Annotated in this window: 20 protein-coding genes; 11 read left to right on the top strand and 9 right to left on the bottom strand. The window is 67.4% G+C overall.

The features are described 5' to 3' along the window. Window positions 1-7: 7 nt before the first annotated feature. Window positions 8-952, top strand: a complete 945-nt coding sequence (locus F3K02_RS20690; protein ID WP_177137493.1) for a complex I NDUFA9 subunit family protein — start codon at window positions 8-10, stop codon at window positions 950-952. An 89-nt stretch (window positions 953-1041) separates the two neighbouring features. Here the strand turns inward: F3K02_RS20690 and F3K02_RS20685 are convergent, their stop codons facing one another. Beyond that, the gene (locus tag F3K02_RS20685; RefSeq protein WP_177137492.1) at window positions 1042-1620 is read right to left on the bottom strand and encodes a DUF302 domain-containing protein; all 579 of its coding nucleotides are present in this window, start codon (window positions 1618-1620) and stop codon (window positions 1042-1044) included. A gap of 218 nt (window positions 1621-1838) precedes the next feature. On the opposite strand from F3K02_RS20685, the gene F3K02_RS20680 reads away from it, so the two are divergent. The 9 genes from F3K02_RS20680 to F3K02_RS20640 all read left to right on the top strand — a co-directional run bounded on the left by F3K02_RS20680 (window position 1839) and on the right by F3K02_RS20640 (window position 11612). Next, window positions 1839-2165, top strand: a complete 327-nt coding sequence (locus tag F3K02_RS20680; protein ID WP_177137491.1) for a metal-sensitive transcriptional regulator — start codon at window positions 1839-1841, stop codon at window positions 2163-2165. A 221-nt stretch (window positions 2166-2386) separates the two neighbouring features. Beyond that, window positions 2387-3094 (top strand): glutathione S-transferase family protein, encoded by a 708-nt coding sequence (locus tag F3K02_RS20675; RefSeq protein WP_177137490.1) that lies wholly within the window; start codon window positions 2387-2389, stop codon window positions 3092-3094. A gap of 23 nt (window positions 3095-3117) precedes the next feature. Next, window positions 3118-4407 (top strand): multifunctional CCA addition/repair protein, encoded by a 1290-nt coding sequence (locus F3K02_RS20670; RefSeq protein WP_177137489.1) that lies wholly within the window; start codon window positions 3118-3120, stop codon window positions 4405-4407. A gap of 107 nt (window positions 4408-4514) precedes the next feature. After that, a complete protein-coding gene (gene otsB / locus F3K02_RS20665) occupies window positions 4515-5258 on the top strand; it encodes a trehalose-phosphatase (protein WP_177137488.1) in 744 nt (247 codons plus the stop codon). Then, window positions 5258-7093, top strand: coding sequence for a glycoside hydrolase family 15 protein (locus F3K02_RS20660; RefSeq protein WP_177137487.1), 1836 nt, complete (start codon window positions 5258-5260; stop codon window positions 7091-7093). Before otsB ends, F3K02_RS20660 begins: the two co-directional genes overlap by 1 nt. Then, complete coding sequence (gene otsA, locus F3K02_RS20655) at window positions 7094-8467, top strand: alpha,alpha-trehalose-phosphate synthase (UDP-forming) (RefSeq protein ID WP_177137486.1); 1374 nt, start codon at window positions 7094-7096, stop codon at window positions 8465-8467. Window positions 8468-8597: 130 nt separating this feature from the next. Continuing rightward, entirely contained in the window at window positions 8598-9503 is a 906-nt protein-coding gene (locus F3K02_RS20650; RefSeq protein ID WP_177137485.1) for a mechanosensitive ion channel family protein, read from the top strand. 37 nt (window positions 9504-9540) lie between these two features. After that, on the top strand, window positions 9541-10251 hold the full coding sequence (locus tag F3K02_RS20645) for a response regulator transcription factor (protein ID WP_177137484.1): 711 nt from the start codon (window positions 9541-9543) through the stop codon (window positions 10249-10251). Further along, on the top strand, window positions 10248-11612 hold the full coding sequence (locus F3K02_RS20640; protein WP_177137483.1) for a sensor histidine kinase: 1365 nt from the start codon (window positions 10248-10250) through the stop codon (window positions 11610-11612). Before F3K02_RS20645 ends, F3K02_RS20640 begins: the two co-directional genes overlap by 4 nt. Window positions 11613-11970: 358 nt before the next feature. Here F3K02_RS20640 and F3K02_RS20635 read toward each other — a convergent pair whose 3' ends face one another. The 8 genes from F3K02_RS20635 to F3K02_RS20600 form a co-directional block, all read right to left on the bottom strand. Beyond that, window positions 11971-13065, bottom strand: a complete 1095-nt coding sequence (locus F3K02_RS20635; RefSeq protein ID WP_177137482.1) for an ABC transporter ATP-binding protein — start codon at window positions 13063-13065, stop codon at window positions 11971-11973. A gap of 5 nt (window positions 13066-13070) precedes the next feature. After that, window positions 13071-13931 (bottom strand): carbohydrate ABC transporter permease, encoded by an 861-nt coding sequence (locus F3K02_RS20630; protein WP_177137481.1) that lies wholly within the window; start codon window positions 13929-13931, stop codon window positions 13071-13073. After that, window positions 13921-14808 (bottom strand): carbohydrate ABC transporter permease, encoded by an 888-nt coding sequence (locus F3K02_RS20625; protein ID WP_425485628.1) that lies wholly within the window; start codon window positions 14806-14808, stop codon window positions 13921-13923. The genes F3K02_RS20630 and F3K02_RS20625 overlap by 11 nt, the downstream gene beginning before the upstream one ends. A 56-nt stretch (window positions 14809-14864) precedes the next feature. Further along, window positions 14865-16178: an ABC transporter substrate-binding protein gene (locus F3K02_RS20620; protein ID WP_177137479.1), complete on the bottom strand. Its 1314-nt coding sequence runs from the start codon at window positions 16176-16178 to the stop codon at window positions 14865-14867. 124 nt (window positions 16179-16302) lie between these two features. Continuing rightward, window positions 16303-17286, bottom strand: a complete 984-nt coding sequence (locus tag F3K02_RS20615) for a glucokinase (protein WP_177137478.1) — start codon at window positions 17284-17286, stop codon at window positions 16303-16305. Between the two features lie 147 nt (window positions 17287-17433). Further along, complete coding sequence (gene trxC / locus F3K02_RS20610; RefSeq protein WP_177137477.1) at window positions 17434-17874, bottom strand: thioredoxin TrxC; 441 nt, start codon at window positions 17872-17874, stop codon at window positions 17434-17436. 84 nt (window positions 17875-17958) lie between these two features. Then, window positions 17959-18153 (bottom strand): DUF2905 domain-containing protein, encoded by a 195-nt coding sequence (locus F3K02_RS20605; protein WP_177137476.1) that lies wholly within the window; start codon window positions 18151-18153, stop codon window positions 17959-17961. Window positions 18154-18166: 13 nt separating this feature from the next. Continuing rightward, complete coding sequence (locus tag F3K02_RS20600; RefSeq protein ID WP_177137475.1) at window positions 18167-19336, bottom strand: class I SAM-dependent methyltransferase; 1170 nt, start codon at window positions 19334-19336, stop codon at window positions 18167-18169. Between F3K02_RS20600 and F3K02_RS20595 the strand changes: the two genes are divergently transcribed. After that, window positions 19335-20126: an SDR family oxidoreductase gene (locus F3K02_RS20595; protein ID WP_177137474.1), complete on the top strand. Its 792-nt coding sequence runs from the start codon at window positions 19335-19337 to the stop codon at window positions 20124-20126. The two genes, F3K02_RS20600 and F3K02_RS20595, sit on opposite strands and share 2 nt — an antisense overlap. The last annotated feature ends 20 nt before the right edge of the window (window positions 20127-20146 follow it).

Genomic DNA, 20146 nt, shown 5'->3' with positions numbered 1-20146 from the left:
CCCCCTTTTGAAAAACGCCCTCATCCTTGGAGGCACCGGCTTTGTCGGTCGTCACGTCTGCGAAAAACTGCAGCGCGAGGGCTGGCACATCACGGTGCCCACGCGGCGTGCGATCAACGCCAGCGCCGTCCAGCACCTGCCGGGCCTGACCGTGATCGAAGCGGATGTGCACGACGAGGCGGTACTGACACGCCTGCTGCCCGGCCACGACGTGGTGGTCAACCTCGTGGCCATCCTGCACGGCAGCGAAGCCGCCTTTGAACGCACCCACGTCGAGCTGCCCGCCAAGCTGGCCCGAGCCTGCGTGGCCAGCGGCGTGCGCCGCGTGGTGCATGTGAGCGCCCTGGGCGTGAGCGCGGAAAGCCCTTCGCGGTACCAGCGCAGCAAAGCCCGCGGCGAAGCCTTGCTGCGCGCCGCCGATCTCGACCTGAGCGTCCTGCGCCCGAGCGTGATCTTCGGTGCGGGCGACCGCTTCCTCAACCTGTTTGCGCAGTTGCAGGCGGTGTTTCCCGTGATGCCGCTGGCGGGCGCCCAAGCGCGCTTCCAGCCCGTGTGGGTGGAAGATGTGGCCAGCGCCGTGGTCGCCTGCGCAAAAGACAGCGGCCTGCCCCGCAGCAGCGTGGGCCAGACCTATGAATGCGCCGGGCCCGACGTGCTCACGCTGGCCGATCTGGTCCGCCTGGCGGGCCGTTTCGGCAGCCGCCAGCGCCCCATTCTCCCGCTGCCCATGGCGATCGGCCGGCTGCAGGCGCTGATGATGGAACTGGCCCCGGGCGAACCGCTGATGAGCCGCGACAACCTGGACGCCATGTCGGTCGACAACGTGGCCAGCGGCCAGTTCCCCGGCCTGGTGGACCTGGGCATCCGGCCCGCCGCCGTGGCGGCGGTGGCGCCCACCTACCTGGGCGGTCACAACAGCCGCAGCCGGCTGCTGGCCCTGCGTCGCCGCTGAGCGGCCACAACAAAAAAACCGCAAGGGTCTTGCAACCCTTGCGGTCGATCGACTGGCCTCTCAGACCAGGATCAGAACTTGGAGCCCTGTCAGAACTCGCCCTTGGAGGCGCGCTGCATCATTTCCCAGATGGTGTCGCGCACGGCCTGGGCTTCTTCCTTCAGCGGGGAAGGCAGCTTGCGGCCCATCTTGACCATCATGTCCATGTTCAGGGTGTAGAGCCAGAGGCTGCCGTCGTCGTGTTCGACCACACTGACGCGGCAAGGCAGGTAGGCCGACATGTGCGGGCTGAAGTCCACCATCTTGCGGGCGGTGGCCGGGCTGCAGTACGAATACACCGTCAGCAGCTTCTCTTTCTTGCCGGAACGGGCTTCCAGTTCCTTGGACAACGGCAGAACGCCCACATCGCGCATGTTGCGTTCCACGGCCACGATCTTCAGGATTTCCTCGACGTCTTTTGCGCTCACGCCGGCCTTGACTTTCGCTTCCCAGGTCGTGGCCACGGCAATGTCGCCTTCGGCTTCCACCCAGCGGTCCCACATGCGCGAAGCCTCGGAGCCGGCGCCGTCTTCGAGTTTCCCCAGGGTGGAGATGGTGCCGCAGCCGGTGGTGGCGAGCAGGGTGATGCCCATGGCCAGGGCGATGGAAAAACGCTTCCAGATTTGCATGTGAGGATCCTCTTGTGTTGATGGGTGCAGGGCTGGTGCTTGATATTTATCAACACACCACGGAACGAAAGTTAGCCGGACGGGTCCGTTTCGTCATCGGTGACTACCCTAGGGGGTAGGGTAATCAGGTGGATTACCACGGCATCAGGGATGACCAGCGGTCCCGGTGTGTGTTTTTTTGGCAAACTCTCACCAACACCACATTCCGAGGAAACACCATGGCAACCGCCAAATCGAAGCCTGCAACCAGCAGCACCCCCGCGCCCTCGTCCGCCTCGGTCTACCGGTCGGAGCACCAGCGTGACGTGATCAACCGCCTCAAACGCATCGAGGGCCAGGTGCGCGGCCTGATCGACATGGTGGAGAAGGGCCGCCCCTGTGAAGACGTGGCACAGCAGATGTCCGCTGCGCGCAAGGCCATGGACAAGGCCTTCTACCGCATGATGGCCTGCTCGGTCATGGAGGCGGTATCCGTCTCCGAATCCGAGGACGTCACCATGCGCGAGGTCGAGCGCTCGACCCGCATCCTGGAAAAATACGCCTGATTTGACCCACCCCCGCCGCGCTGCGCGCGACCCCCTCAAGGGGGCGATGCGAGTGGCCCGGCGAAGCCGGCTCCACCGCATCCTGGTTGGGGGCACTTCTCGCCGGTGGCTGCCGATGGTTCTCAAACTGAACCGATGCGTGCGAATCAATCCGGCGACCCTTTGGCATCAATCGGCGGCTGCCGGCCACTTACCATGAGGCCTCACACACGGAGATCTTCATGGCACTGCAGCTGTACATCGGCAACAAGAACTACTCGTCCTGGTCCATGCGCCCCTGGGTGCTGATGACGCAGGCGGGCATCCCGTTCGAGGAAATCATGGTCCGGTTCGACTCGTTCGAGTCCGACTCGGCCTTCAAAAAAGCCCTGCGCGGCCTCAACCCCGTGGGCAAGGTGCCCGTGCTGGTGGACGAGGGCTTCGCGGTCTGGGACACGCTGGCGATCGGCGAGTACCTGGCCGAGCGCTTCCCCGACAAACGACTCTGGCCCGTGGACGCCCGGGACCGTGCCCGCGCGCGCAGCGTCTGCGCCGAGATGCACAGCGGCTTTGGCGCGCTGCGCAGCCATTGCCCCATGAACATCGAGGCGGCGCTGACCGACACCGGCCGCCTGATCTGGCGCGACCAGGCGGCGGTGCGTGCCGACATGGCACGGCTGTGCGGCCTGTGGGGCGAGCTGCTGGCGGCCCAGCCCGAAAAAATGCCCGATGGCAGCGCGCCCCTGCTGTTCGGCCATTTCAGCATCGCCGACGCCTACTTCGCCCCGGTGTGCATGCGCATCAAGACCTATGGCCTGCCGCTGCCCGCCGACCTGCAGGCCTACGTGGAACGTGTGGCCGCCCTGCCCGGGGTGAAGGCCTGGATCGACGGTGCGCTGGCCGAACACGATTTCCTCGATTTCGAAGAACCCTACCGCCTGGGGCGCTGAGCGCTTCCCCCTAAACTTCGCCCATGGACATTTACCTCGTGGGCGGTGCGGTGCGTGACGCCTTGATGGCGCGCGACGCTGACGCAGCCGCTTCGTCGCATGTGGACCGCGACTGGGTGGTCGTCGGCGCCACACCCGAAGCCATGGCCGCGCAGGGTTTCCTGCCCGTCGGGCGCGACTTCCCGGTGTTCCTGCACCCGCAGACGCGCGAGGAATACGCGCTCGCCCGCACCGAGCGCAAGACCGCGCCCGGCTACCACGGCTTTCACTTCCACACCGATCCGGGTGTCACGCTCGAAGACGATCTGGCCCGGCGCGACCTCACCATCAACGCCATGGCCGTCGCGGCCACCGATGCCGAAGACCCCGCCAGCGCCCGGCTAATCGACCCGCATGGCGGACTGCGCGACCTGCGCGAGCGGGTGCTGCGCCACGTCACCGGGGCCTTCGGCGAAGACCCGGTGCGCATCCTGCGGCTCGCGCGCTTCGCGGCCCGCTTCCCCGACTTTTCGGTGGCCCCCGAAACCCGGGCGCTGATGCGCCAGATGGTGGAACACGGCGAAGTGGACCACCTGGTGGCCGAGCGCGTCTGGCAGGAACTCTCACGCGGCCTCATGGAGCAACGGCCCAGCCGCATGTTCGAGGTGCTGCGTGATTGCGGCGCGCTGCAGCGCCTGTTGCCCGAAGTGGACCGGCTCTGGGGCGTGCCGCAGCGCGCCGACCACCACCCCGAGATCGACACCGGCGTGCACCTGATGATGGTGCTCGACATGAGCGCGTTGCTCGGTGCTTCGCTGCCGGTGCGCTTTGCCTGCCTGTGCCACGACCTCGGCAAGGGCACCACGCCCGCCGACGTGCTGCCGCGCCACATCGGCCATGAGGAGCGCAGCGCGCGGCTGCTGCGCGGCCTGTGCGAGCGCTGGCGCGTGCCCGTGGAATGCCGCGAGCTCGCCGACGTGGTCGCCCGCGAACACGGCAACCTCCACCGCAGCGCCGGCCTCGGCGCGGCGGCCCTGGTCCGCCTGCTCGAACGCTGCGATGCCTTCCGCAAGCCGGCCCGCTTTCTCGACATCGTGCTGGCGTGCGAATGCGATGCGCGGGGCCGGCTCGGCCACGCCGGCGACGCCTACCTGCAGCGAGAACGCCTGCTCCCGGCACTGCAGGCGGCCCGCTCGGTGGTCACGGCCGACATTGCCGCGCAGGCCCAGGCCCGGGGCTTGAAGGGCCCGGACGTGGGGACCCTGATCCACCGCGCCCGCGTCACCGAAGTGGCGAAGGCCTTGGGCGAAGGCGCCCTGGACCGCACCCCCTGAAAAAGCCCAGCCGGTGTGTCAAGCCGGCTCGAAGTCCCGCACCCGGCGGGTCGGACAAACCCCCGACGTGTGACAAGCGGCACCGGGTCTGTTACGGTCAGAGGCTGATGAGCACATTACCTAGCCTGCTGGTGGGGCCATGCGCCCTGTTTCTTGATTTCGACGGCACGCTGGCCGAACTCGCACCCCGGCCCGACGAGGTGGTGGTTCCGCGCGAACTCGTGGCGCTGCTGGAACGGCTGCACACCCAGCTGGACGGCGCGCTGGCACTGGTCACCGGCCGCGCGCAGGCGGACATCGACCCCTTTCTTGCCCCCCTGCTGCTGCCGGCGGCGTTCGAACACGGCGCCGTGCGCCGGTCGCGCCTGGGCACCACGTCCACCGACCAACGCCCCGATCTCGGCCCCGTGCTGGCCGCCGCGCAGGCGCTGGCGGCCCACCATCCGGGCCTGCTCGTGGAACACAAGAAGACCGCCGTCGCCCTGCACTTCCGGCTGGCGCCCGAGCTGGACGCCGAATGCACCGCGGTCATGACGGCTGCCATCCGGCACGACCCCGATCTGCAGCTGCTGCGCGGCAAGGCCGTGGTGGAGGTCAAGTCCGCCCATGTGGGCAAGGGCCTGGCCATCGCCGCCTTCATGGCCGAGCCCCCGTTCAAAGGACGCCAGCCGGTGTTTGCCGGTGATGACGTGACCGACGAGTCCGGCTTCGACGTGGTTCAGCGACTCGGCGGTGCGGGCATCAAGGTGGGCGAGGGCCCGAGCTGCGCCACCCACCGCATCGCCCACCCGCAGGCCCTGCACCAATGGCTGCGCAACGCCACCCAAAACACCCCTGACACCACACCGTGATGAACCCACCCACCACCACCGAACACCCCGCCCACACCGGATTTGCCGCGCCCGCGGCCCCCTCCCTGTCGCTCGGCGTGGTGGGCAATTGCGCCTTCAGCGCCCTGATCGATCCGCACGGGCGCGTGGTCTGGAGCTGCCTGCCCCGCTTTGACGGCGATCCGGTGTTTCACGCGCTGCTCGGCGGCGAAGACGGTGCGGGCGCGTTCGCGATCGAAATCGAACACCTGGACAAAGCCCGGCAGTACTACGACCCCAACACCGCCGTGCTGCACACCGAGCTCTGGGACACCCAGGGTCAGGGCATTCTCATCACCGACTTTGCGCCCCGCTTCCCTTCGCGCGGCCGCTTTTTCCGCCCCACCATGCTGGTGCGCCGCGTGCGCCCGCTCCAGGGCGCGCCGCGTGTGCGCGTGTCGCTCACACCACGCTTCAACTGGGGCGCCGAGATGCCCACCATCACCTCGGGCAGCAACCACATCCGCTACGTCGGTGAGCAGCAGACCCTGCGGCTGCACACCGACGCCTCGGTGTCCCATGTGCTGAGCCAGCAGCCCTTCCTGCTCACACGCGAACTCAACTTCCTGCTGGGTCCCGACGAAACCCTGGAGGGCGGCGTGGGCGAGACGGCGCGGCATTTCGAACAGGAGACCCTGACCTACTGGCGCGGATGGAGCCAGCGCCTGGCGCTGCCGCTGGAGTGGCAGGAGGCGGTGATCCGCGCCGCCATCACACTCAAGCTCTCGATGTTCGAGGACACCGGCGCCATCGTTGCGGCCATGACCACCAGCATCCCCGAAGCACCGGGCACGCAGCGCAACTGGGACTACCGCTATTGCTGGCTGCGCGACGCCTTCTTCGTCGTGCGCGCGCTCAACAGCCTGGCCGAAGTCGGCACCATGGAGGACTACCTGCGCTGGCTGTCCAACGCCGTGGTCGGCTCCAACGGCGGCCACGTGCAGCCGCTGTTCGGCATCGGGCTGGAGCGCGATCTGCCCGAGCGCATCTGCAAGAACCTGCCGGGTTACCGCGGCATGGGACCGGTGCGCGTGGGCAACCAGGCGCACGAACATTTCCAGCACGACGTCTACGGCAACATCGTGCTCGGTGCGGCCCAGGCCTTTCACGACCGGCGCCTGCTCAACCCGGCGGGGCTGGCCGAGTTCAAGCAGCTCGAAGCCGCGGGTGAAAAGGCCGTGCTCATCTTCGACCAGCCCGATGCAGGCATGTGGGAGCTGCGCACCCGCGCCCGCGTGCACACCTCGTCGGCCCTGATGTGCTGGGCCGCCTGCGACCGGCTGGCCAAGATCGCCTTGACCCTGCAGCAGGGCGAACGGGCCGCCTACTGGCAACAACACGCCCGCGCCATGCGCGAGCGCATCCTGCGCGAGTCCTGGAGTGAAGAGCGCCAGGCCTTCGCCGCGGCCTTTGGTGCCCACGACCTCGACGCCAGCGTGCTGCTGATGGCGGAGGTGGGCTTCATCGACCCGATGGACCCGCGCTTCATCGCCACCCTCGATGCACTGGAAAAAAACCTGTGCGACGGCCCCTACATGCGCCGCTACGACGCCGCCGACGATTTCGGCAAACCCGAGGTGGCCTTCAACATCTGCACCTTCTGGCGCATCGACGCCCTGGCGCGCGTCGGCCGTGTCGACGAAGCCCGCGCCATCTTTGAAACCATGCTGCGCGCACGCAACCCGCTGGGCATGCTCTCCGAAGACACCCACGCCACCACCGGCGAGATGTGGGGCAACTACCCGCAAACCTATTCGATGGTGGGCATCATCAACGCGGCCGTCCGCCTCTCGGCGGCCTGGGACACGGTGATTTAAATGAGCCGCCTCGTCGTTGTCTCCAACCGACTCGCCGATCCGCGCAAGACCGCCTCGGGCGGGCTGGCCGTGGCACTGGGCCAGGCGCTGCAGGCCTCGGGCGGACTCTGGTTCGGCTGGAGCGGCAAGGTGGTGGAAGACGGCACGCCCGGCGAAGGCGATGTGCACCTGCAGACCGCCGGCCCGGTGCAGCTGGCCACGGTGGACCTGAGCCGCGAAGACCACGACAGTTATTACCTGGGCTACAGCAACGGCGTGCTCTGGCCGGTGTTCCATTACCGGCTCGACCTGGCCGATTTCGACGCCGGGTTCATCGGCGGCTACCGGCGGGTCAACCAGATGTTTGCGCACAAGCTGGCGGCGCTCCTGCGGCCCGACGACGTGATCTGGGTGCACGACTACCACCTGATTCCGCTGGCCGCCGAGCTGCGCAACATGGGCTGCCAGCAGCGCATGGGGTTTTTCCTGCACATTCCCCTGCCGCCGCCCCTGATCCTGGCCGCCGTGCCGGAACACGAATGGTTGATGCGTTCGCTGTTCGCCTACGACCTGGTGGGCTTCCAGAGCGAGGCCGACGTGGCCCATTTTTCGCGCTACGTGGGCACCGAAACCTCGGCCGACATCCTGGGCGAACATGAGTTCCGGGCCTTCGGCAAGACCCTGCAGGTGCAGGCGTTCCCGATCGGCATCGACGTGGATGAGTTCACGGCCCTCGGTCGGGGCCAGGAAGCCATCGACATGTACGAGCAGATGCGCGACGAATATTCACGCCGGCGCCTGTTGCTGGGCGTGGAGCGCATGGACTACTCCAAGGGCCTGCCGCAGCGCATCAAGGCCTTTCGCCAGTTGCTGCAGAACTACCCGGAAAACCTCGGCAGCGCCACGCTGATCCAGATCGCGGCGCCCAGCCGCGAGTCGGTCGATGCCTACGCCGCGCTGCGCCAGGAGCTGGAGAGCCTGTGTGGTTCGGTCAATGGCGACTTCGGTGAACTCGACTGGATGCCGGTGCGCTACATCCACCGCAGCGTGGCGCGCAAGCGCCTGCCCGGCCTGTACCGCGCGGCCAGCGTGGCGCTGGTGACGCCACTGCGCGACGGCATGAACCTGGTGGCCAAGGAGTTCATCGCCGCGCAGGACCCCGAGGATCCCGGCGTGCTGGTGCTGTCGCGCTTTGCCGGCGCGGCGGAGCAGATGCGCGACGCCCTGCTGGTGAACCCCTACGACACCACCCGCACGGCCGAGACCATGCAGCGTGCGCTGCAGATGCCGCTGGAAGAACGCCAGCGGCGCCACCGGGCCTTGCTGCAGCAGATCCGCGAGCAGGACGTGCACTGGTGGCGCCAGCGCTTCCTGAACGCACTCAACGCCGTGTGAAGTGAACACCCCCGCAGCGCTTCGCGCTACCCCCTCAAAGGGGGCGGCACTGGCCGTCCGGCAAACCGGCCCGGCGGTGCCCTGGTTGACTCCGTGGGGCCTTTTTCACAACCCTTCTGGAGGAACACCCATGAACGGCAACATCCTGGACCTCGCCACCCGCTGGTGGATCGGCCTCGGCAGCGCCGCCACCACCCTGCTGCGCGTGACCCTCATCCTCATCGCCGCCTGGCTGCTGATCGCCGTCCTGCAGCGCGCCATACGGACGCTGCGCGAACGCATCGCCAGCCGCATGGACGACCGAGAGTCCACCAAACGCGCCGAAACCCTGGGCCGCGTTTTCCGCTACCTGGTCGGGGTGGTGGTGAGCCTGATCGCCGGCATGCTGGTGCTTTCCGAAGTGGGGGTGTCGGTCGCGCCCATCCTGGGTGCGGCGGGCGTGGTCGGTCTGGCGGTGGGCTTTGGCGCCCAGAGTCTGGTCAAGGATTTTTTCACCGGCTTCTTCATCCTGCTGGAAAACCAGATCCGGCAAGGCGACGTGGTCAAGCTGGGCGAACACGCCGGCCTGGTGGAGGAGATCACGCTGCGCTACGTGCAGCTGCGCGACTACGACGGCAACGTGCACTACGTGCCCAACGGCCACATCAGCACCGTGATCAACATGACGCGCGGCTTCAGCAACGCGGTGATGGACATCGGCGTGGCCTACCGCGAGAACGTGGACGAGGTGATGCGGGTCATGGCCGACGTGGCCCGGGCCATGCGCACCGACCCGATCCTCGGCGCCAGCATCACCGACGACCTGGAGATCGCCGGGGTCGAGTCCTGGGCCGAATCGGCGGTGGTGATCCGCTGCCGTTTTCGTTGCCTGCCGCTGGAACAGTGGAACGTGAAGCGCGAATACCTGCGCCGCCTGAAGGCCGCCTTCGATGCCGCCGGCATCGAGATCCCCTACCCGCACCTCACCGTGTACGCAGGCCAGGACCCGACGGGCAAGGCCCCCGCGTTTCAGGTGCGTCCGCTCGAAGCGGCCTGAACGTCCGCGCGCCAGGCGGGGCGGCTAAACTGACCGCATGGCCCACCTGCTGATTGTTGAAGACGACGAACTGCTGCGCGATGCGCTCGGCGCCCAGCTCGGGCAGGCGGGACACCGCATCACCACCGCGGCCGACGGCGCCGAGGCACTGGAGCTGCTGGCCCTGCAGGGTTTCGACGGCGTGGTGCTCGACCTCGGCCTGCCGCTGGTCGACGGCCTGACCGTGCTGCGCCGCCTGCGCCAGCGCCTGCCCGCCCTGCCGGTGCTGATCCTCACCGCGCGCGACGGCGTCGAAGACCGCGTCGAAGGCCTGAACGCGGGCGCCGACGACTACCTCACCAAACCCTTCAACCGCGACGAACTGCTGGCCCGCCTGCAGGCCCTGCTGCGCCGCGCCAGCCTGCCCGCGTTCGGCGTCAACACCGCACCCGCGCCGTCCGTGCCGACGGCCGGCAACCTGCGGCTGGACCCGCAGTTGCCGCGCGCCTGGCTGGGCAACGAAGCCATCGACCTGACGCAGCGCGAATGGGTGTTGCTCGACCTGCTGGTGCGCCACAGCGGCCAGGTGGTGAGCCGCGAAGACGTGCTCGCCGCCTGGCAGTCCGAGCCGGCCGAGACGGGTGGCGTGGCCTCGAACGCGCTGGAGGTCTATGTGCACCGCCTGCGCCGCAAGCTCAGCGGCTCGACGCTGAACATCCGCAACATCCGCGGTCTGGGCTACCTGCTGGAGTCGGCCGGCGCGCCATGATCGCTCCGTCGCGCCTGTCCCTGCGCCGCCAGTTGCTGTTGTGGCTGTTGCTGCCGCAGCTGGTGCTCTGGGCCGGCGGCGGTTTGCTGGCCTACCGCTTCGCCCTGTCTTACGTCGAGAAGGGCATCGACCAATCGCTCACGCAATCGGTGCGGGCGCTGGCGCGCCAGGTCAAGCCTGTCGGTTCGGGCCTGCTGATCGACTTCCCCAAGGCCGCGCAAGACGTGCTGGAGCAGGACCCTGACGACCGCATCAGCTACATGGTGTCGTCGCCGCCGGGCCAGTTCCTGCTCGGCAACCAGCGTCTGCCACCGCCGCCCCACCCGCCGCTGGTGGCCGGCGACCCGGTGTTCTACGGCAGCATGCTCGACGGCCGGCCACTGCGCATCGTGGCGCTGGACGTGAGCTATGGCGAGGCCAGCGCGCCGCAGATCCTGCGCGTGCAGGTCGGCAAGGGCCTGGCGGTGCAGCAGCGCATCGCGCGCGAGCTCGTGGCCGACATGCTGGTGCCGCTGCTGGCGCTGGGCGTGTTGCTGAGCCTGCTGGTGTATGGCGGCATCCGGCGCGGCCTGGCCCCACTGACCCGCCTGACGGCGCAGCTGGAAAACCGCTCGGTCAACGCGCTCTCGCCCATCGGCATGACGCAGGCGCCGAGCGAGGTGCACGCGCTGGTGCTGGCCATCAACGGCCTGCTGGGCGAGGTGGCGCGCAGTGTGCAGCAGGAGAAACGTTTCATCAACGACGCCGCCCACCAGCTGCGCACGCCGCTGGCCGGGCTGATCAGCCAGGTGGAACTGGCCCAGCGCCAGACCAGCGAGGCGGGCGTGGCCGAGCGCCTGTCCAAGGTGCGCACCGGCGCCGAGCGCAGCGCCCACCTGGTGCACCAGCTGCTGACCCTGGCCCGCACCGAAACCCAGGCCCGCCGCGAACCGCTGGACCTGGCCACGCTGGCGCGCGAAGTGGCGCGCGAATGGACGCCACGCGCGCTCGCCGCCGGCATGGACCTGGGCTACGAGGGCGAAGACCACCTGACCATTCAGGGCGATGCCCTGCAACTGCGCGAAGCCCTGAGCAACCTGATCGACAACGCGTTGCGCTACACCCCGCGCGGCAGCAGCATCACCCTGCGCGTGAGCCAGGGCAGCGACGGCGCGCACCTTGCGGTGGACGACAACGGACCGGGCCTGAACCCCGACGACATGGCGCACGTGTTCCAGCGCTTCTGGCGCGGCAGCCAGCAACCCGGCGGCTGCGGCCTGGGCCTGGCCATCGTGCAAGAGATCGCCCGCCGCCACGGCGGTGAAGCCACGGTGACGCAGTTGCAGCCGCAGGGACTGAGGATTCGGTTGCGGCTGGTGTGAGCGGCTGAGAACGGCACCGGGAGGGGAGAGCCCTCACCCCTGCCCTCTCCCAGAGGGAGAGGGAGGAAGGCACGCAAGCCTGAAAGGGAGTCCGCGCCCGATCCCGATTTCGATTTCGCTCCCTCCCCCAACGCCGTGTGGCCGGGCTGAGCAGCGCAGGGGCGCCCGGAAAAGGGGCGCGCATGTTTGAGCGCAGCGAGTTTGCGCGCACCCCGGGCGAACCGAGCAGCGCAAGGAAGCCCGCAGGGCCCCGGACTTCGGCTCGCCTTTTCTTTGCTTACTTTCTTTTGGCGAAGCAAAAGAAAGTGAGTCGGCCGCCGGGCCGAGCCCCGGCCAAACCCCTCAGAGGAAGAAGAGGTCAGGGCGCGTGATGCCCATCCATCTCCTTGAGACGCACACCCGAGCTGTGGTCAAACCAGTTGTTGTGCCGCCCGCTCACCGTCATGCCCGCCGTGTCTCCCACCTGGATCTTGGTGTTCGCCGGTGCCCGCACCGTCATCAGCCCCACGGCGGTCTTGATCACCACATAGGTGTCGGCACCGGTCGGTTCCACTAGAACCACCTGGCCGCGCCAGGGCGCGTCGTCGCTCAGGTGGATGTGTTCGGGCCGCTGGCCCAGCGTCACCTGCTGCACGTCCGGGCAAGGCAGGTCCAGCGAGCCGCCTTCGAACACGAACTTGCCACTGTCGCCCGAGCGCTCCACCTGGCCGGGAATGAAGTTCATGGTGGGCGAGCCGATGAAGCCCGCCACATAGGTGTTGCTCGGGCGGCGGTAGATCTCGTCGGGTGTGTCGATCTGCTGCAGGATGCCGTCCTTCATCACCGCGATGCGGCTGCCCAGCGTCATGGCCTCGATCTGGTCGTGCGTCACGTACACCGTGGTGATGCCGCTCAGGTGGTGCAGGCGCTTGATCTCGGCGCGCATTTCCACGCGCAGCTTGGCGTCCAGGTTGGACAGCGGCTCGTCAAACAAAAACAGCTGCGGGTCGCGCGCCAGGGCCCGGCCCATGGCCACGCGCTGGCGCTGGCCGCCCGAGAGCTGGGCCGGGCGGCGGTCCAGCAGGTGCTGGATCTGCAGCATGCCCGCCACCTCGTGGATGCGCTTGTCGCGATCGGCCTTGGGCACCTTGCGCATCTCCAGCGCGAAGCCGATGTTGTCGGCCACCGTCATGGTCGGGTAGAGCGCGTAGCTCTGGAACACCATGGCGATGTCGCGCTGGGCGGGCGGCATGCCGATCACGTTCTTGCCCGCGATGTGCAGCTCGCCTTCGGTCGGTTCTTCGAGCCCCGCAATGATGTTGAGCAGGGTGGACTTGCCGCAGCCCGAGGGGCCGACCAGGATCAGGAACTCGCCCGGCTCGACGTCGATGTCGATGCGCTTGAGCACCTCGACCGCCTTGTCGCCTTTGCCAAACGCCTTGCGGATGCCCTTGATGTGCAGAGAAGAAGCCATTGTTTTTATCCTTTCACGGCGCCAGCCGTGAGGCCTTTGAGGAAATACTGACCTGCCAGCACATACACCAGCATGGTGGGCAGACCGGCGATGATGGCCGCGGCCATGTCCACGTTGTAGTTCTTGACGCTGCTGGTGGTGTTGGCCATGTTGTTCAATCCCACGGTGATGGGTTTGCTGTCGGCGCCGCTGAAGGCCACACCGAACAGGAAGTCGTTCCAGATGTTGGTGAACTGCCAGATCAGCGTGACCATCATGATGGGCGTGGACATGGGCAGCACGATGCGCCAGAAGATGCGCCAGAAGCCCGCGCCGTCGATGCGCGCGGCGTTCACCAGCTCGCGCGGCACGGCGGTGTAGTAGTTGCGGAAGAACAGCGTGGTCCCGGCCATGCCGGCCAGGCAGTGCACCAGCACCAGCCCGGCGATCGAACTGGACAGGCCCAGGTAACCCAGCACCTGGCTCATGGGCAGCAGCACCACCTGGAACGGCATGAACACGCCGAACAGCAGGAAACCGAACAGCACCTCGGATCCGCGGAATTTCCACATGCTCAGCACGTAGCCGTTGACCGCGCCCCAGGCGGTGGAGATCAGCACCGCGGGCACGGCCATGAACACCGAGTTCCAGAAATACGGCTGCAATCCCCGGCAATCGACACCGGTGCAGGCGCTGTTCCAGGCCAGGTGCCAGGCATCCGGGTTCAGACTCTGTGGCAGGCTCAGCAGGTTGCCGCTGCGGATCTCGGCGGCGTCCTTGAACGAGGTGACCAGCATCACGTACATCGGCGCGAGGAAGAACAGCGCGGCCACCAGCAGCACGCCATAGACCACGACGCGCCCGAAAGAGAAGGGTTTAGCGGTCATGAGGTTTCGCCCTGAGTTCGCTGTAGAGGTACGGCACCACGATCGCCGCCACGGTGGCCAGCATCATGGTCGCGCTGGCCGCACCCAGACCGATCTGGCCGCGCGTGAAGCTCATGGTGTACATGAAGGTGGCGGGCACGTCGGTGGCGAAACCGGGGCCACCGGCGGTGAGCGCCATCACCAGGTCGAAGCTCTTGATCGACAGGTGCGAGAGCACCAGGATGGTGGAAAACACCACCGGGCGCAGGATGGGCAGGATGATGCGCCAGTAGATCAGCGGCAGCGAGGCACCGTCGATCTGCGCGGCCTTGATGATGCTGTCGTCGATGCCGCGCAGGCCGGCGAGGAACAGCGCCATCGCAAACCCGGCCGACTGCCAGATGCCCGCGATCACCACGCAGTAGATCGCAAATTCGGACTGCACCAGCCAATCGAAACTGAAGCTGGCCCAGCCCAGGTCGTGCATGAGTTTTTCCAGCCCGAGGCTGGGGTTGAGAATCCATTTCCAGGCGGTGCCGGTCACGATGAACGACAAGGCCATGGGGTAGAGGAACACGGTGCGCAACACGCCTTCGGCACGCACTTTCTGGTCCAGAAAGATGGCCAGCACCATGCCCAGCGCCATCGAGCCGCCCACGTACAGCAGGCTGAAGATGCCCAGGTTCTTCAAGGCCACGGTCCAGCGGTCCATGTCCCAGAGTTGCCGGTACTGCGCAAGTCCCACGAACTCGTCGTAGTTGGGCAGCATGCGCGAGCCGGTGACGGACAGCACGCCGTTCCAGATCATGAAGCCGTAGATGAACGCAAAACCGAACACGAAGGCCGGAGCGATCACCAGCTTGGGCAGCAGGTTTTCAAAAGATTTCATGGGGTGCATTCAAAGACAACCCCATCCGCAGGGGATGGGGTTGTGGGCACGCGGCGGGTGAACGCTTATTTGGTCGCAGCGGCTTTGGCGATGTTCTTCACACCGTCGGCCACCGAGATCTTGTCGTCGTTCCAGAACTGGCTGACGGCGTCCTTGATGGCGCCTTCGGCCGCGGGGCTGACGGCCATGCCGTGGGCGATTGAGGGCACCAGACCACCGGCCTTGGCGGTGGCCACGAAGTCCGCGGCCGAGAGCTTGGCGCAATCGTCGAACTTGCTCATGTCGTGGCCCAGACGCACCGGGATGGAACCCTTGTTCTGGTTGAACACTTCCTGGAACTCGGGGCTCAGGATGGCGGAGGCCAGGTCGGCCTGGCCCTTCTGCGCGGCCTCGTCCTTCAGCTTGAACATGATGAAGGAGTCCACGTTGAAGGTGTAGGCGTTGGCGGTGCCCGGCGCAGCCGCGCACAGGAAACCTTCGCCCGGCTTCTGGCCCGCGGCGGTGAACTCGCCCTTGGCCCAGTCGCCCATGAACTGGAAGCCAGCCTTGCCCTGGATCACCATGGCGGTGGTCATGTTCCAGTCGCGGCCCGAGGAAGCGTCGTCCACATAGCCCTTGAGCTTGCGGAAGGTCGTCACGGCCTTGGTCATGGTCGGGCTGGTGAGCGCCGCCGGGTCGAGCTTGACGAGTGCCTTGTCGTAAAACTCGGCACCGCCCACACCCAGCACCACCGACTCGAACACGGTGAAGTCCTGCCAGTTCTGGCCACCGTGGGCCAGCGCGATGTTGCCGGACTTCTTGATCTTGTCGGCCGCGACGAAGAACTCGTCCCAGGTCTTGGGCATGCCCGCGACGCCAGCCTTCTTCAGCACTTCGGGGTTGGCCCACATCCAGTTGACGCGGTGCACATTGACCGGTGCGGCCACGTAGTGACCATCGGCCTTCATCACGTCGGCCACCACCTTGGGCAGCAGCTCGTCCCACTTCTCGGGGCCGGCCACGTTGTCGATGTTGGCCAGCATGCCTTCCTTGGCCCATTCCTGGATCGCCGGACCCTTGACCTGCGCTGCCGTGGGCGGGTTGCCCGAAACGGCGCGGCTCTTGAGCACGGTCATGGCGTTTTCACCGCCACCACCGGCCACGGCGAAATCCTTCCACTCGTAGCCCTTGGCTTCGAGCATGCCCTTGAGCTCGGCGGCCGACTTGGCCTCGCCGCCCGAAGTCCAGTAGTGCAGCACTTCCACCGCGGTCTTGGCGGGTGCGGGCGCAGCGGCCGGCGCCGGCGTGGCGGCGACTGGAGCAGCCTCTTCTTTTTTGCCGCAGGCGGTGGCGAGCAGGGCAGCGACCAGCGCGGCACCAAAGGTGTAAGTGAACTTCATGGGTTGTCTCCGTTGGATGGCCTGCGGCCCGGTTGTGGTTGGCCCGGCGCGGGCTGCACCGAGGATGTTAATTTTTCATTAATTAATTAACACCAGCCATCCGTGGAAACCCCTAGGAGTGTGCTCAGTGGCTGTCCAGTGCACGCGCCGCACCCAGCAAGGCGGGCGATTGTTTCGAAGTGATCACCCACACGGGGATGTCGGCCAGCAGGCCGTGGAACCGGCCCTTGGACTCGAATCGCGTCCGGAACGGTGAACTTTCGAACCAGGCGCCCAGCCGCGGCACGATGCCGCCGCCGATGTAGACCCCGCCGCGCGCACCGAGCGTGAGCGCCAGGTTGCCGGCCACCGAGCCCAGCATGGCGCAAAAGAGGTTCAGTGCTTCCAGCGCCTGCGGGTTTCCGGCGTTCAGGGCCGCCTCGCTCACGTCGGCCGCACTGGCCGCGCCACCCGGCACCACGCCATCGGCCTCGCAGAGCAGGCCGTAGGTGTCCAGGATGCCTTGGCCGCTGCACACGCGCTCGGCCGAACAACGGCCGTAGCGGCGCGCCAGGCCGTCCATCACCAGGCGTTCGCGCGCCGTCACGGCCGGCAGCGTGACGTGCCCGCCCTCGCCTTCCAGCGGTACCCAGCCCGCCAGGCCGTTGGGCAGCAGGCCCGACACCCCCAGCCCCGTGCCGGCGCCGACCAGACCGATGGCGGCACCGGGCATGGCCGCGCCACCGCCGACCTGGCGCAGCTCCTGCGCCGGCAGATCCGGCAACGCCAGCGCCAGCGCGGTGAAGTCGTTGAGCAGGCGCAGTGTGTTGAAGCCGAACTCGGCCTTCACCGCCGACTGCGAAAACGACCAGTGGTGGTTGGTCATGCGGATCTGGTCACCGGTGATCGGGTTGGCGATGGCGATCGCCACCGCGTCCGGCGTGCCGTGGCCGAGGTCGTTCAGGTAGACGCGGATCGCGTCCTGCAGGGTGGCGTATTCGGCGCAGGGCAATACGCGCACGTCGGTGATCGGTTCACCGGGGCCGTATTGCCAGGCGAAGCGGGCGTTGGTGCCGCCCACGTCGGCGAGCAGTCGGGCGCGGAGGAGTCCGCTGGTCGGGTTTGGCATGTGATCGGTTCCACAAAGTCGGCCCGGAACAGTACCCCATGACGGCCCCGGTGCGAAGTGGTCCGGATTATGCCGGACATGTAACTCAGTTACATGAATGTCAGAGTGGGTGGAACGGCTTTGCCGCCGCGGCCGTCGCTCCAGCGTTCAGACGCGCTGCGAACGCGCCCAGCGCACGATGTCGGCAGCCCCCATGGCGCCGGGCTGGCGCGCGACCTCGCGGCCGTTCACGAACAGCGCCAGCGTCGGGATGCTGCGGATGTTGAAGCGTGCGGCGAGGGCCTGCGCCTCTTCGGTGTTGACCTTGGCCAGGCGCATGCCCGGCTCCAGCTGCTGCGCGGCCTGCTCGAATGCCGGCGCCATCGCGCGGCAGGGGCCGCACCAGGGTGCCCAGAAATCGACCAGCACCGGCACCTGCGAGCGCGCAATGTGTTTTTCAAACGCTGCTTCGTCCAGCGGCACCGGGTGGCCGGTGAACAGGGGCTGGTGGCATTTGCCGCAATCGGGCGCGGCCGAGAGGTCGGCGCTGGCGATGCGGTTGGTGGTGTGGCAGTGGGGGCAGACGATGTGCAGGGATGCTGTGGACATGCGAAGGGCTCCAGTCGGTCGGGATGCCTGACAGATGGATGCGGCTGCGCCCATTTCAAGACACCCCAAGGGGTATACCGTCGCTCAGATGAGCTGGCCGATCAGGCTGGCCACGAAGCTCAGCAGGATGGTGGTGGTGATCGGCAGGAACCACTCGCGGCCAAAAGCCCTGAAATGCAGGTCACCCGGCAGTTTGCCGAAACCCAGCTTCTGCAGCAGCGGCGTGAACCAGCTGATCAGCAGCAGCGCCAGGAAGATGACGATCATCCAGCGGATCATGGCGACGTCCTGTTCATAAACGGTGTGTGCGGTCGCCGGAGGCGAAACCCATGGGAACCCAGCCTTCCGCGCTTTCTGCGGGCGCCAGCGCGATCACCTTGAACAGCTCGCCCATCTCGTGTTCGTTCACCAGCTTGCCGAGCATCGCGTTCTCGCGCGGGCCGGCGTCTTTCGCAACGTCCAGCAGGCCCGCGTTGATCAGGAAGCGGCCTTGCGAGGTGTAACCCAGCACGCTCATGCCGGCGTCCTGCGCGGCGAGCGCGATGCCGGTGAAGTTGACGTGCGCGGTGATGTCCTTTTCACCCACGTCGGCCAGCGGGTCGTCGTCGCTCCGGTGCGCCCGGTGACAGATCAGCGTGCCCATGTGGCGCTGCGGGTGGTAGTACTCGGCCTCCGGGAAGCCGTAGTCGATGAAAAACGCCGCACCGCGTTGCAGCCGGTCGGCCAGCGTGCGGATGAAGGCTTCGGCCTGCGGGTGGATTTCGGTCAGGTAGTTGTGCGGGCCTTCGATGGCCAGCGGCGGGCGCAGGTCGGTGGGCCGCTCGGCCCAGGCCAGCGCACCGACTTCGGACAGCACCACACCACGCTCGTGCCAGCGGCCATCGGCCTGCCCGCCGATGCGCACCAGCAGTTGCACCGGCATCGCGTCCAGCACCTCGTTGCCCAGCACCACGCCTTCAAACCGCTCGGGAAGCTGATCGATCCACCGCACACGGTCCGCATGCTTCGCCAGTGTGGCGCGCTGCCGCTCGCGCAGGCTGCCCGAGAGATCCACGATGGTGTAACGGCGCGGTGCCTGGCCCAGGGCAGCCAGCGCGTCCAGCACCTGCAGCGCCAGCGCGCCGGTGCCGGCGCCGAATTCCCACACCTCATCGGTGCCGGTGGCGACCAACGCCTGCGCCACCTGTCGCGCCAGCGTGTGGCCGAACAGCGGACTCAGTTCGGGTGCGGTCACGAAGTCGCTGCCCTGCCCGGCCACGCCTTCGGGCATCTGGCCGAACTTGGGCTTCTGGTTGGCGTAATAGCCCAGTCCCGGCTCGTACAGCGCCATGGCCATGAATCGGTCGAACGGCAGCCAGCCGCCCGACGCGTGGATGACCTCGCGCAGGCGCGCCAACAGGGCGCTCGTTAAACTTGACGGTTCGCTCACAGATTCGGTTTTCACCCCGCCATTGTCCGCCATGCCCAGCGCCACGCCCTCTTCGCCACCCGCCCCGCGCACCGTGCTGATCACGGGCGCGGGCAAGCGCCTGGGCCGCGAGATCGCGCTCACACTGGCACGCGGTGGCTGGAACGTGGCGGTGCACCACCGCCGGTCGGTGGCCGAAGCGCAGCAGACCGCAGCCGACTGCGACGCGCTCAGCGGCCGCGCCGGCAGTGCCGCGCCCTTCTGCGCCGACCTCGGCGACGAGACCAGCGTGCGCTCGCTGCTGCCCGCCGTCGTGGCGCACTTCGGCCAGGTCGATGCGGTGGTCAACAACGCCTCGCTGTTCGAACACGACAGCGCGCAGAGCTTTGGCTTCGCCGCGATGGACCAGCACCTGCACACCAACACCGGCGCCGCGATCCTGCTCGCGCAGGCGCTGCACGCCCACCTGCAGGACAGCGGGCGCGATGGCGCGGTGGTCAACCTGCTGGACCAGAAACTCTGGAACCAGAACCCCGATTTTTTCAGCTACACGCTGTCCAAGGCCGCGCTCGAAGCCGCCAACACCATGCTCGCCATGGCGCTGGCGCCGCGCGTGCGTGTGGTCGGCGTGGCGCCCGGGCTCACGCTCACGAGCCATCTCTTGAGCGACGAGAAGTTCCAGGCGCTGCACCGGCAGTCGCCGCTGGGCCGCTCGTCCACCCCCGAAGACGTGGCCGCAACCGTGGCCTTTGCGCTGGCCAACCGTTCCATCACCGGCACCACGCTGCTGGTCGACGGCGGCCAGCACCTGATGCGCTTCGAACGCGATTTTTCGCTGATGTAAACCGGCCGCCCTGGCCCAGA

The sequence above is a fragment of the Hydrogenophaga aromaticivorans genome, from assembly GCF_013387465.1.
Taxonomy (GTDB): Bacteria; Pseudomonadota; Gammaproteobacteria; order Burkholderiales; family Burkholderiaceae_C; genus Hydrogenophaga; species Hydrogenophaga aromaticivorans.
Note: the sequence above shows the minus strand (reverse complement) of the source record. Positions and strands in the feature narration are given on the sequence as shown.